At 41.7% G+C, this 14,192-nt stretch carries 10 protein-coding genes; 6 read left to right on the top strand and 4 right to left on the bottom strand.

Annotation, left to right across the window (positions count from 1 at the left end):
- Nucleotides 1-134: 134 nt before the first annotated feature.
- The 6 genes from ACVA6Q_RS06255 (at nt 135) to ACVA6Q_RS06280 (ending at nt 7,309) form a co-directional block, all read left to right on the top strand.
- The gene (locus ACVA6Q_RS06255; RefSeq protein ID WP_446646903.1) at nt 135-971 is read left to right on the top strand and encodes a TnsA endonuclease N-terminal domain-containing protein; all 837 of its coding nucleotides are present in this window, start codon (nt 135-137) and stop codon (nt 969-971) included.
- Nucleotides 964-3,225 carry a transposase gene (locus ACVA6Q_RS06260; protein ID WP_446646904.1) on the top strand — a complete coding sequence of 754 codons (2,262 nt, stop codon included), beginning with the start codon at nt 964-966 and terminating at the stop codon, nt 3,223-3,225. The genes ACVA6Q_RS06255 and ACVA6Q_RS06260 overlap by 8 nt, the downstream gene beginning before the upstream one ends.
- Nucleotides 3,225-4,625: an ATP-binding protein gene (locus ACVA6Q_RS06265; protein WP_446646905.1), complete on the top strand. Its 1,401-nt coding sequence runs from the start codon at nt 3,225-3,227 to the stop codon at nt 4,623-4,625. Before ACVA6Q_RS06260 ends, ACVA6Q_RS06265 begins: the two co-directional genes overlap by 1 nt.
- Entirely contained in the window at nt 4,622-5,509 is an 888-nt protein-coding gene (locus ACVA6Q_RS06270; protein WP_446556017.1) for a TniQ family protein, read from the top strand. The genes ACVA6Q_RS06265 and ACVA6Q_RS06270 overlap by 4 nt, the downstream gene beginning before the upstream one ends.
- Nucleotides 5,510-5,520: 11 nt before the next feature.
- Nucleotides 5,521-6,966 carry a TnsD family Tn7-like transposition protein gene (locus tag ACVA6Q_RS06275; protein ID WP_446646906.1) on the top strand — a complete coding sequence of 482 codons (1,446 nt, stop codon included), beginning with the start codon at nt 5,521-5,523 and terminating at the stop codon, nt 6,964-6,966.
- A gap of 85 nt (nt 6,967-7,051) precedes the next feature.
- Nucleotides 7,052-7,309 carry a helix-turn-helix transcriptional regulator gene (locus ACVA6Q_RS06280; protein WP_025554768.1) on the top strand — a complete coding sequence of 86 codons (258 nt, stop codon included), beginning with the start codon at nt 7,052-7,054 and terminating at the stop codon, nt 7,307-7,309.
- A gap of 79 nt (nt 7,310-7,388) precedes the next feature.
- On the opposite strand, the gene ACVA6Q_RS06285 is transcribed toward ACVA6Q_RS06280, so the two are convergent.
- The 4 genes from ACVA6Q_RS06285 to ACVA6Q_RS06300 are packed head-to-tail and all read right to left on the bottom strand — an operon-like array spanning nt 7,389 to nt 14,189.
- A complete protein-coding gene (locus ACVA6Q_RS06285) occupies nt 7,389-8,639 on the bottom strand; it encodes a Wadjet anti-phage system protein JetD domain-containing protein (RefSeq protein WP_446556015.1) in 1,251 nt (416 codons plus the stop codon).
- Nucleotides 8,632-12,150 (bottom strand): SbcC/MukB-like Walker B domain-containing protein, encoded by a 3,519-nt coding sequence (locus ACVA6Q_RS06290; protein ID WP_446646907.1) that lies wholly within the window; start codon nt 12,148-12,150, stop codon nt 8,632-8,634. The genes ACVA6Q_RS06285 and ACVA6Q_RS06290 overlap by 8 nt, the downstream gene beginning before the upstream one ends.
- The gene (locus ACVA6Q_RS06295; protein ID WP_446646908.1) at nt 12,143-12,793 is read right to left on the bottom strand and encodes a DUF4194 domain-containing protein; all 651 of its coding nucleotides are present in this window, start codon (nt 12,791-12,793) and stop codon (nt 12,143-12,145) included. Before ACVA6Q_RS06295 ends, ACVA6Q_RS06290 begins: the two co-directional genes overlap by 8 nt.
- Nucleotides 12,783-14,189, bottom strand: coding sequence for a Wadjet anti-phage system protein JetA family protein (locus ACVA6Q_RS06300; RefSeq protein WP_446646909.1), 1,407 nt, complete (start codon nt 14,187-14,189; stop codon nt 12,783-12,785). Before ACVA6Q_RS06300 ends, ACVA6Q_RS06295 begins: the two co-directional genes overlap by 11 nt.
- Between the last annotated feature and the right edge of the window lie 3 nt (nt 14,190-14,192).

Here is a 14,192-nt window from a genome sequence, read left to right on the forward strand (position 1 = left end):
GAGATATTATTTCGATAACACCAATTAATGTCAATAAATACAACAACTTAGATTGAAAATACACTTGTATTATTCATAGCTAGTAACCATACTAATTTAGCCAGTTAGACAAATTAAATTGGATACGGAGAAAAATGAAACGTAGACAAAAAATCACACACACCATTCGCGACAAGTGGATAGATAGCTGGAAACGCGAGAACGAACGAAGCTCGCATTACGTCTCTTTTATCAAAACTCAAGACATCAAGTCCCTTGGTAGCAAGTCTCGAACTCCTGATATCGCGGAGCCTGGGCAAGACCGGGATTTGCTGTCGACAAACGAGCGCCACTTTTTCTATCGGCTGCGTTTTAGTATGAATTACGCTCTAATTTTTGAGCAGTACCCACTCTTATCTGTTGAGCGTGCAACGGCGATTGCCAAAAAGTTAGGTGTTCGTTACCCCACATACCCATTCTCAAGCAATGTGCCTATTGTAATGACGAGCGATTTTTACTGCGTCACAATCAGTGGAAAAAAAGTCGTGTATGCCATCAAAGATGAGGATACCTACTTAGCAAAAACAGAAACACAACGCCAAAACGAAGACAACAAACTAAAAATTGAAAAAGCGTTTTGGGAATCACAGGGTGTCTCATGGCATTTGATCAGAAGTAGTGAACTCAAAAATATCTTTACGCAAAATCTCGAGCAGTTGTTTTCTGCGTACACACTAGAGGCTCATTACCAATGTCTTATTCCAATCTGGTTAAAACACTTTGCAAAGGAGCTCGAACAGCAACAAACCGATCGACTCCATGAATTCCTAGAGCGCGTTGCTGAGCGCATTGGTGTGACTTTTTGTGATTCAATTCAAATTTTTCAGCACTGTGTTTGGCATCGAAAAATCCTAATGGACCTAAGTAACCAACTAATCCAATACGAAAAATCTGTTGAAGACTTAAAAATCAAGGTCGCTTTTCATGACTAAGGATTTTATTCAGCTTAACGATATCATCACACCAGTACACGGTGAGAATTCGCCTATTTCTGCGGCTCACATCGTTGTGTTTATTGATGCAACAACTAATCGATTGTTTGCAATGAACCTAAAAACAAAGAACAAGCCAGACTGGTTTTCATTCTCTGAAATCACTGAAGCATTGAAGGACCAACGTATTGCTTGCGCGGAGTTAAAGCTCCCTGATTACATGCTCTTGTCCGATCAATACATTCCAGAAAATCAACGCATCAAGCGAGATCAAAAACTTGCTGTGATCCGTCCGATCATTCAACAGTTAGAAACATTCTTAGTTTCCAGAAGTTATGGGAAACGATTGATTCAAAAGTGCTTTGAGGCGGCGCAAGAAGCCGGAATTAAATTGCACCGAACGCAACTATACAAATGGGTGTACACCTATTTAAGCGTAGGCTCAATTCCTAACGCTTTTCTGAGAAAGCCCGGCTCAGGACAATCACAAAATAAGGTCTATACAAAAAAGACAGGGCCACGTCGAAACGATGGGTCAGTGGGTCGAATGCGAACAGAACGTGATGAAAAACATATTCAAGCTATTGCTCGCACACACATTATGTGTGCAAACCCAAAAACGTATGAAGAAGCATATAGTGAATACAAAGACAAGTATGCAAGCGATCCGGTTGTTGACCATGAGACTGGGGAGATTGTTAGTTATAAGCACTATTCCCCCGAGCTTCGACTTTCTGAATTTCAATTTAAAGCTTATCTCGCCGATTTTCTTCGCGAAAATCGCGAAACGGTGATTGCAAAACAAGGCAAAACCGACAGCTTTAACAAAGACAAAAAAGGGTTGAAAGGTACTTTCGACAATTTTTATGCTCAAGGTCCTGGCCACGTTTACCAAATTGATGAAACGCCGCTATCAATCGAATTGGTCGATGAGTTTGATCCTCTGCGACAACGTCGTGTAGGACGCCCAACTTGTTACACTGTCGTTGACACATTTTCCAGAGCTTGGGTGGGCTTATTGATAACCTTTCAGAAGGCTTCAGCACACACTGCCCGAGAGGTACTTTTTACTGCATTCCGAAATAAGCAAAAGTTTTGTGAAGAAATTGGCGTAAAGCTTAATGAACCGTGGGATATCGAAGGAAAATGCCGAATGATCATGGTCGACAATGCAGAATTTAGAGCAGAGCTGGAGCGCTCATTTAGCAAAGATGCTCATATTGAGCAGATATATAACACAGAAGGTAACTCACAACAAAAAGGACTTGTAGAGCGCAAACACAAGACACTCGAAGACTTTCTGTTTGGGGTGGTTCCCGGCGTTTCAAAAACGAAAATTGCAGAACACTTGAAAAGAAAAGTTCGAAAAGATGCACTATTAAATATACGCGAGTTGTATCAGATATTGATTGATTTTATCACTCGATATAACAATCACTATCCATTAGAAACTCTGCCGATTAGCAAAGAAATGAGACGTGATGGTGTACGAAAAATCCCTATGGAAAAATTTAATTGGGGGCTTCGTAATCGCGGGGGGTTCCTAAGAGAAGTTGATGAGCGACAACTCTTTCTAGAACTATTAGAAGTTGGAGAAGTAACAGTTCATCCGAGTCATGTCTTTTTGCCAGGTAAGTACATTAAAAAGAGCGACAGCGGCAGCTCGGGTCGTGGACTACGATATACCTGCGGTTGGACTTTAAATAATGGGCTGCAAGAAAAAAATATTGGTAAGAGACCCCGCCTTTCTTGTCGCTTTATGCGCTACTCAATGAGCAAAATATACATCGAAACTTCTGATGGGCTTCAGCCAGCTTATTTTGACGAGAGCGACAGACTCTACGAACATATGAGCGATGAACAGATATCTAGTGCAAAAAAAGAGGAAGCTATAGAGATGCAAGCCCTGGCGGAGCAATATGCAGAAAAACAAAGCGCGACTCGCGTTAGTGCAAAGAATGCAGTCTCTACAGCGAAACATCAGCAAGCTGAGATAACAATCAACGAAGCTAACACTCAAGACCTTAGCTTAAACAAAGAAGCTGGATTAAACGCAGAAATTGCTGCTTCCAAAGCTCTATTTGAAAACATGACGAAAGAAATATCACCGTCGACGGAAGAGGTATTCGAGCCGAAGGTTAGTGATACACCTTCATCAAAGAAAGAGTGTTCATCACAGGAAAGTAATGAACCGGATATTTCAGATATTTTTGCAGAAAAAATGGCTTCACAACTAAACAGAAGGAATCAATAGTGAGTGAGTTTAAAATTGCTGTGTACACTACTTCATTAAATTCAGATTTTGAGGGTAATCCTTTTATTGAGTGTTTACCTGCTAGAATGAACATCAACGATTTTTGGGATTCACTGGTTCTACCGGCTGTTGTACCAGACAATTTCAAAAATCTCGACGTGGAAACATTGGAGAACAAAGCTGCGAATATCATGAGCTCTGTCATGCCGACCTCTCTATATTATGATCTTTATTGCGACTTTTTAAATATCTTGAAGGAAGGATACAAAGAAAGAAACCCGTTAGATCCTGATACCATCAAGTGGCAAAACCAAGTTGCTACCGAAACTTTTATAAGAGCAAGAACTACTGCGCCGTCAATAAAACTTACTGGCTATAGCGGCGTTGGTAAGACAACCGCACTTGAATCAATCCTGACGACTATTCCTCCAGTACTCGTTCACCTTGAAACCGGTCCAATGGATCAAGAAACACTTCAAATCGTTTACATAAAGATCAATATTCCCGGTGAAGCAGATGCAAAAACCATCTGTTCGCTTATCGCGAGAAACATCGACAAGGTTTTAAGTACCAACTACGAAGATCAGTATAAACCGCTGAATCGAAAAGATACTATTCAGAAGATTATTACGCTTTGCACAACTCTTCTGATTGGCGTCATCATCTTCGATGAAATACATAACATCTGTTTTTCAGCTCCCAATGAGCGAAAACTAATTTTCACACTTTTTGACGGGTTGACTCAAGATGCCCGTGTACCGACAGTTAAAATTGGGACAAGCAAAGCGAATCGTCTAGCCGAAAAGGAATTTACTAACGGGCGTCGACTGGGGATCCCGCACGATTGGAATAACTTCAAAGCGACCGATAAAGACTGGAAGATGCTATTGCAATATGCATGGAGTTATCAGTTAACTCCAGAATTTTGTGAACTCACCCCAGTTCTAGAAAAACAGATATACCAACTAACCCAAGGCATTCCACACTGTCTGTTTTTCTTGATTGAACAAGCAAATAAATACTGCCTTCGCCAAGGCATCCCTTGCTTTTCCCAACAAGTGTTAACCCGTGTGTTTGATAGTAAGTTCTCTATTATGAAGCCGGCTCTTGTTGCGCTGCGTCATGGAAAGTTAGATGCATTTGACGATCTGTTTGTCGGAGGCTTCACTCTTGCTAAAGATATTCAGAAGCTCGTCAAAAATGTTCTCAAAATAGCTGATCAACAAAAGCTAAAAGGATCAGCAGCTAAAGCAGTACTAGATCAAATTGAGCAATATCTACCAGATTATAAGCTAACGCAAAAAGAAGAGCGCACTGTAAAGCGTTTAGAAAAAGAATCTGAGATTGCTCCGAGCGAGTTTGGCATAGACGAGCACGGTTATGAGGTGGTGCCGCAATGATGAGCCTGCTCACCAAGCCTCTAGAAACCGAGCATATCTACAGTTGGCATTTGCGTATGTATCAACGCTCTGGTTGCAGCAGCCTCAAGTACTATCAATACAATCTCGGTATTGATGAACGTTTTTTACATGCGAACACTGTCTTTCGTGCAAGCATGCAACCATTGACTCAGTTGCTCGCTGTTACCGGCGTTACAGATTTCCACAAACACACAAATGCGAACATTTGGCAACTTTCTGTGGGAGAACGATTTGATGACCTATTTCGAGAATGGAGCAAACTGGCGCACATGAACGAACAACTACTATTCGGGTTTGACACTAGTTGGCACAGCTGTCCAATTTGCAGAACAGAAGATCTAGAAGCTCATGGCACCACATACTGGCATGCACCTCATCAATTGCCAAGCATAGTGCGCTGTTACAAGCACGATTCGTTGCTTCAACGAGCAGAAGACCCGGTCAAGAACTTATATAACGGTACACTCCCTCACGATGTAGGCACCTGGAAGAGCTTAGTGACCAAAGTAGAGCATGATATTGAGCAATGGCAGCAATTTTTTCAAAAAGTACACGCGATGAGCATAGACCAACCGGACTTTGTATCCTCACTCAAATTGAGAATTACTACATTACTTGGATTGGATATCAAGAATCGCGCTGCAAAAGCGGTGATTTGCAACAATCTAAATCCTGAGTTTGAATCAGACCTCGGTCCAGTACTACTGCGTCACTTGTACAGAGATTACACACGACCAACCAAGCGAGGAAACACTAATATTCTGCGTTCAATGTTCTCGAACCCAAATCCACCAAGCGGTCAGAGGAATCCTGTGTACTGGCTCTCAGTGGCGTATTGGATGCGAGCAGAGCTAGATATATAAATGGTTAACGTATGGAAGCCAACCTAATACCTAATCGTTTACCCGATGAAACTGCTTATAGTTTCTTGTGTCGACTTCATCTGAGAGCCGCTCATAACAGCTTCACAAAAGATACACTGTCATTAGTTAATGTGAATGCGTCACGTCCAGCAAATGAGTTCCCATCGTACGTTCCCGGCTTGTCTCGATTAATTGGGCTACCAGAGCTCGTCATCGTGAATGAAATGACGACATTTCAATATTACAAACCATTTTGCTCTGAAGACGCCAGATGCGTATTGCTAAACTCTCTCATCACTGGACACACCGCTTCATTGCAATCGCGGATTGGTAAAGTTGCAAGCCGATTACCTTCTAAACAACCACTCATCAGCTGCCCGCTTTGTGTTGCGTACGACATCGAAAAATACGGCACTCCATACTGGCATGTAACTCATCAGCTTGCCGGTCTAAGTGTGTGCCCAATTCATAAATGCTATCTTCACAAACAGCCGCATAGCTCTAAGCGAATTGTGCTGCCTGCCATTCACAAGCCGGTCGAATTAGTAAATAGCACCGACGAAATCGGATTTAGCAAACTAATTCAGAATGAGCTCAATTACTGCCCAACAAATATCGACTTATCTACAATTCATAACTGCTACCAAAAGCAACTCGACGCCCATGGTCTATTAACGGCGCACAGCCGCATAAAACAAAGATTGTTACGCTGCCTACTTATCAACAACTTGAAAGCTATTCACATAAACGAAAAGATAGAAGCTTACTTTAAATCACAAATTGAAAAGCATCAGTACCCTGAGTGCTTGTTCTACAACATTGATGGGGTTCATCAACCGCTCAAACACTTATTGCTCATTTATGCTCTTTTCGACAGCTGGTCAAACTTCTTAGACTGTCTTGAAGCAAATAATGAAGTGCTTCCCCCTAAAAACATTGAGATTCCAGACCCGCGCGTTCCAGCGACGATTAACTGGAAGTTGGCGCTTGCAGAACTTAAGTCCGGCTCGAGTATGCGAGCAGTAGCTGCGTCATTTGGAACAACTGTAAGCACATTGAAAATAAAAGCTGCGCAGCAAAATATCAAAGTGGACACCAGGCCATCGAAGCTCTTTAAGGATGCAGAAGAACAAATACTTGATCGACTCCGCAAGGGCGATAAAACACAAAGCATCGCGGCGGATTTTGGTCTTTCAGTGGGAGCAATAGAAAAAGTGCTTTCCAAGTATCCAGAGTTAAAAGATATTCGCAAGAAGATCTGGTTTGCCGAAACAAGAAATTTACGTTGTACAGAGATACTCGATTACTTAGCTCATCATCCGAACACTACACGAAATGAAATTAAACTCGCTCTTAATGGCGCGTACATGTGGCTTTATCGTCATGAACAAGATTGGCTATACGAAACCCTACCTTCTGAGATACCAAGAAAGCAGCGATACAACCATAATCATTAGTTAATCAAATATCTTTTACCTTATATGGCTAACATTTACGTTAAAGAGGATAAGTTAGCTATATAGCTAACAGTTGGAGTTGAATATGAGTACACGTTACGAGATTGGCAAGCAAGTAAAACAGAGCAGAAAAGCCAAGAGATTAACCCAACTTCAACTTGCAAAAATTACGCGCATTAACAAAACCACCATTTCAGAAATTGAAAATGGTCGATTTACAGGGTCGTTCGACATTTTTGAGCGACTACTCGATTCAGTTGGTTTACAGTTTTCAGTAACACCCAAGACTCATTCCTTACCGGATTGGGATGACATTGAGGATCTCTTCAAAGAAGACGATTGATAAATGAAAGCTTGCCGCTCAAGCAGCCAAACTCAAAAGTCAATCGGCAAAGTAATCAGAGACCATAAACAAATAGAGATTATCGCAATAAAGTAACTGGGCTCCTCGGAGGGATTTGCTCTTGCTCTATCCAAGTCAGTTCACTTTGATTCAATGCTACAAGCTTGTCATAAAGCACTGATATGGAAGGGTAATCTCTAGCAGACTCCAAAGCGAGAATAAGTTCAGAGACAGGTCTTGTAGTTTTGGCTTCATCAAGTTTGAGACCTATTTCCAAGTCAAGACCCATCAAATATGGGGTGATGTCAGCATTAAGCCACTTGGTCAAAAACGCTAAGATTCTATACCCTCCGACATCACGATCTCCCCAATGATACAGTGGCACATGGTTTATGAGATTCTTCACCAGGAGGTTAATGGCTCTCATCCATGCGCTAGGAGGGAATCCTGCGGTATAAATGACAAGCCCTTCATCATCAATTTCTCGGACATATCGTTCAAAGCTAGTTCTATTTTCAATAAAAAGAACATAAGGTACATCCTGTACCCACTCAACTCCCAAAACCTCATCCGGTGAAACACCAATACCGTATTGCAAAGCTGATAAATCAATTCTGCCTTGGCAGATCAATGTTCCTTTCGCTTTAAAGCGCATCGGGACCGGGTACTTACAAATACCACAGTGCTCTAGCAACTCCTCTCCAGTTTCAATCATCTCAGCAACGTCAGGTTCTAAATGCGGCGACATCAACTTATAAACAAGATTAACAAGCGTTTTATTCTCCAACCGCTTTGAATCGTAATAGAGTTTAACACTTAGAGTTCGCATATCTGGTAGAGACACAGAAACCGATGATGAAATGATCTCGACCAACTTCATAGCGTCCAAAATCAGCTCAATTTGTGCAGGTTTGATGCCATGAAAAGTTTTGCTCTGCGACCACGCAATAATAATTTCGTCACGCGTTTCTTCCCACCATGACACTTGGAAAGATACACTTTCAAGTTGAGTGCTCAAATCACATATAAGCTTCATTCTTGGCGTAATACCTAAACTATCAAGCAAAACGCCACCATCAACCACATGAATGGATTCAATATGCTTAAATGCTCCGAGCATCACCTTTTTTCGGTACCGGAGGCGAACAAACCCAAGATTCTCCATCTCTCGATGTAAGGCATCTTTGGTAGTGTCGCTTAGAGCAAAGTACCACTTATACGCACGATCGGTTATACGTATAGTGACCCCAGATTTGACCTCTTCTGAGAGGTCAATCTTCTTGCTCAACTGTGTCAGCAGCCTCTCTAGGTTTTGACTCATATCAAACATCGGATGTAGCCTTTGATTTCAATTCAGCGACTCTCTCAGTAATCAATTCTGGGTGGTATACTGGATTACGTTGATCAATAAGTTCCTGACCACGCTCAAAAATCTTAGTATGATCGATTGCAACATCTCTTCCCTCACGACAAATTGTATAGATCTGATCCATCTCTTTGCCTATCTTTAACGTAACCTCAGGGGGAGCTGCTATTAATAGCTGTAAACCGATCTCTTTGAGAAATGCTACAGCGGCGCTCGCATTGCCAGCATCCATATTATTGAATGCCTCATCAAGTAAAACTAACGATGCCCCTTGCCCTGATTCACTACCTATCTTGTAGACATTCATAAAGCTAGCAGCCAGCGCTATATATGCTGGAGTTTGTTGCTCACCACCTGACCCCGTACCTTGCATCTTACTTATGCGATTTTCCTCACCTGTTTCTTTGTTTTTCATTTTCATGTCATAAGTAAAGAAATTTCGATAATCTCTTATCTCGGTAATAAGATCATCCCCATTTATAAGTGCACTTTTTAGCAACCCAATGGCTTCATGCTCAGAAGGTAAATCAAACATAGTCCCTACGAGCTCAGTTTCTTCACGATCTGCTGTGGTGATGTAGTCATATACTTTATTTAAACTTTCTGATTCTACAACGCTATAGTGAAAGCTATAAATATTGTCGTGGAATGGAATTTCTTTGAGTAAACGGTTAAGCTGATTAAAAGTAAATTTCATCTGCTCAAACCGACTCTGTAACTCTCCGACAATAATACCTCTAAAATTCTGCTCCATTTGTTCTGCTGCTGCCTGAGCAGCTTGCTGGTGTTGCAGAAGTTGAACGGACAAAATACGTTCAATCCAATCTCGACAATCTGCCTCAATAAACAAGTAGGCTTCAACGTTACTGTTATCTGGCCTTGCAGCCTCCAACAGCTCTTGTCGATTGGCAATGTCCTCAGAGAAGTAGTTAGTAAAGGCAATAGTTTTTTCTCGCAATGCACCGCGTGCACGTATTTCTTTCTCACGAAAATCTTGAGCTCGCAGACTCGCTTCATTCTGGATCAACGAGTACAAATCCTCTTGGTTTTCAAATTGCTTCTCGAGCTTCTGCCATTGTTGATCGGCTTTAGTAGTATCATGCAAGACCGACTGCTCAATTTGAGTTCGCAACTGTTCCGCTTCTTCACGTGTAGTTGATAGCTCTTCAATAGCAACAACCAATTTATTCATTTCAAAAGATGCATTTTCTCTATCCTTTTCAGCTTGACTAATATTGCTGTTGCAATCACTCCACGCTTTTTCCGCTTCTTCTTTTGCTAACTTTAATCGCTCATCTGCTGATGATAGAGGCTTCAACTGCTCTTTAGCCTGCTCCAGTCGGTCTAATTCAATGCGATATTGTGAATTGATATTCTGGGCATCCTCAGCTCCTTGCATGAGGGCTGAAAAAAGTTTCGCCCATTGCTGGTTTAGTCTGCTTAACATCATTGCAGGGGCATTTAAATTGACTAAACGCTGTGTCACCTCGAGCAGCTCTGCCTCAAGTGCTATTTTCTGCTCAGTTTTAGCATTCTTACCTATCATTAGCCCATCAATATGAGACGTTCCACCAACGGTACCGCTACCCGTTGCAAGACCAGAAACCATCAGCGCCTTCGTCTCTCTTCGTAAATCGCTACGTGTTCTGGCAATGCGCGTGCGATTTAGCAGAATATTCATAAAACCACGAGCGGTAGAGTCTGAGGTCTCAACCAAGGTCGAAACCATACCTATTGACGGAAGTCTACTTTGCTTTAATGCATGATCTGGGTTGATAATACGAGCACGTTTGATTCTTCCATCTTTCAACTGTGCGACTTCATATAGTTCAAGGGCTCGTTCAAAGTCATTAGGAGCAATAAGTAAGGCTTCTCGGTTAGCTCCTAAATAAGACTCAATTGCTGGCTGCCACTCTTTATCATTAATTTCACAAACATCACATACTGGTGTCACTGAAATTCCAGCACTTTTTAGCAAATCAATCGTCAGTGCTGTTGATTGATTAATATCTGATAGTCCCTTAGATAAACGCTTAATGCGTTGCTGAATAGAACTTCCGTGAGTCTTTAATCTCTCTACAGTTTTGCTGACATCCTTATCAGCCTTCTCAACCAAGCTACCAATACTAGACAGTGTTGGTTTTAATGCTATGAGCTTATCCGCTACCAAAACAATACTATCGGGCGTAGAGGCTGATAACTCATGTACCTTTATTTGCTCTAAATCACTTAGGCACTCGGTCCATTGCGTGGCAAACAGTTCAAAGCTTTGTATATCGAATGTGTCGGGAAATTGAAATGATTTGATGTCGAGAGTAGTAGTTTGAAATGATTTTATGGCTGTCATAACTTTGTTAAGGGATGATTGGACAGCTCTTTCAGCAGCAGCCACTTCTCTGTTTAAATTGGCTGAATCTGAATTCTGCCATGCAAACACAGCACTCTCATGACGCTCCTTAAGCGATGGTAAACGAGGCTTTTCTAGCTCAAGTGTATTATTAGCTTTCTCCCAACGACGCTGCTGTTTTTCATTTTCATCTTCTTTGGCATCACATTCCTCATTAAGGTGTGATGTCTTAGCTTCTTGAAACACCCACTGAGCATGGTGAGCAGCAATACGTAAATTGGTAATCTTCTCACACTCTTCCAATAGCGCTGCTCGCTCAGCTTTATGGCTATTTGCGCGTTTTATTTCTTCTTCAATACGCTGATGAGCAAGAAGGTCCTCACGCAGTTGCTCAGTCTCAATAGGCATTGGAGGTAAAATAAAGTCGCGAATGAACACATCAATAGGGCTATCCATTTTGAGTTGCAGTGCGCTCGATAGTGTTTTGACCAATAAGTTGGACTCTATCTTCCCTGTTCTTGTTTGATTGCGAGACATTAGCTCTGCAATTTTCTCTCGAATAATACGGGCCCCATCAACCGTTTCATAACGCATCGCTCCATTTAGTCCCTTGGCTGTGCGCTTCATATGTTCCACGAAATCAACCCAAGGTAAAAAATTGCCTTCATCGGACAAAAGGTCAGACTCAGTTACATGGTAACCTTTGATTATATGACCACGTATTTTCTCAACACTAGGCGATTGCTTACAGGCATAGAAGGTGAGACCAAAACTATATGGACGCTTTAACTCATCATAAAAATTGAGGAAAATGTAGGAGTTGGCATTATCACGTAGCAAACTAGTTGAGTCATTATCTTGAAACTCACCAAGCGCATAACTTCGGGCTGTACGCTCTGATGTTCTGCCGTCTGCTGCTGCATTATAGCGAGTGATCCTCTGGTCTCCTCCCATAAGCACAAATTGTATAGCATCAAAGATAGTAGTTTTGCCTGCTCCATTATCACCAGAGAATAAAGTCGCACCGGCTTGAGCAACATCAAAGGTTTCTAATTCAAACAAGTACCATTGAGCAAGAATAATATTACTCAGTCTGTGTGAATTCATAGATTGTTTGTCACTAGTCATAAGATACCTCCACTGCTTCGTCACATTCTGCTGAGCCGTCTTTTAATTCGTCGCTAGAAAAGCTATCCATAAACTCGTCTAAGAGACCCAAATAAGTAGCACTTACTACTCTCGTGATGTTAGGGAGTACCGTTATTTCAAATAACTTGGTGTCCAAATCCTTCTCCCCAAGCTCAATGACACCTTTCCGTTTTAAGTTTTCTAGTGCATGAGAGGTTTCTGTAACTTGTGGACGACTCCCTTTTATTAACTCATATTGGTTTATAAGTTCTGTTGCAGGAGGTTTTACTCGCCCAAGCTCTGTACGTCCCATCGACGCTTCCGTGTCATACATCTTGCGTAAAATCAGTAAGAAAATCGTGGTCGTAACATCGAGGCGTTTACCAACACCTCGTGGAAGGACTCCCGCATAGCCAAAATTACGATCAAAGTGCCATGTCATATCTAAGCTATCGAACAGTTTATGGAAGTACGTTTGGTTATCTTCGCACCGTTTGAAGTGCTCTTTGTGACCTCGCTTTTCTTTCCAAACCCATTGATTCCGAATTAAATAAGCTGAAGTTTTCCGCAGATTTTCGGTGTAATCGGCAGAGGTTTTTACCTCTATATCTTTAAGTTCTCGAAGAATAATTTCACTTGCCATATGATGTCATCTCCATATTTTTAATGCGGATAATCAAACGTCGTCCTGCCATAGCCTCTAAAGTTGTCCATGCTTCTCCATCATCAAACGACACATGATATTTTTCTTGGAGTGGGTGCAATACATGCGTTTTGGGTACTCCTTGAGCAAGTAAACGTAAGTGAAGAGCAGCCATCATTTCATCTGGGCTGTTAATCGTCAGCTCATCAGTCGTGACTTGTGTACGTCCTCTCAATGAATCTTCTAGGTACTTATCTACACGCTGTAAGTTACACTTCTGAAAGTCTATATGTTCCTGTTTGAGCTGGTTGTAGGCTCGCTTTTCCCATAGCGGCTTTTGTTGCCGTCGTGATGATTCTGAAGGTTCGATTAACTTAGACTTCGGTTTAGCAAAGCGGCTACAAGAAATCAGTTCTTCACCAATAGACAAGCTAGGAAGTGTATTTACTGAATCATCTTGTCCGATCTTCTCAAGCAAGAATTGAATTTGTTGACCGATGTCACTTGGTGTATGAACCGTATACTTGATTTGTTCATGAATCCTACGAGTGATACGCCTAGCGTAATCTTGTGTTTTGGCAAACAACGGCTCAATCCCTTCAAAAGCTTTACTCAGTCGGTCAAGGTCGTTCTCCACCAGCTCCTTAGATGAATTAGCAATATCACTTCGCTTGTACGCTTTTACACATTCTTCGAGAAGATCAGAGTCAAAACGGATTATATTAGCCAGTTTAAGAATCTTGTTGCCATGAAGCTTAGGGTTGCCTTTGAGTGCTAATTTTTCAATATTTGGAAGAAAAAGTTCACCTAAATATTCGTTAAAATAAAACTCGAATCGGCCATTAACTTGTGAGCTTCCATGATTTAGTTGATGATGAATTTCACGAATATTCCCCACCAAAGCACGCATTCGATTCAAGAAACTCTCCATATCGTCAGCTGCTTTCCGTATCAGTGAACCACTAGTAGGATCCTTAACTACCTCTGCTAAGTTAGATCGCACTGACAAGCATACAATCCCCAGTGAGGGATGCTCAGCGCTCATCGATTGCAAAAAGTTTAGTAATCGACGTCCATCTTGTGACATCCATACAACATAACGATACCCACTTTCTCGCTCTTCCCTTAGCCACCCTGTATCACGCAAACGTGAATAAGTGTATTGCTCTGGTGCAGACTTGGACTCACTCGATTCACCAGACTCTATCTCAATTCGCAGATTGTTGTTAGCGATATAGTCTCTGATGAAACCCCGTACTTGCGATGGGGTTGGTTCATCAATTAGTTGGGCTGGGTCTAAAAAGGCATCAAGCTCCACCAGCAAAGCAAGCATATGAAGGCCATTGTCACCGGCAATGGGTCTGAATAGATGAGTGTTCAGTGAAGAAACGTTCATTAA

It is taken from the genome of Vibrio sp. DNB22_10_4 (assembly GCF_052879755.1).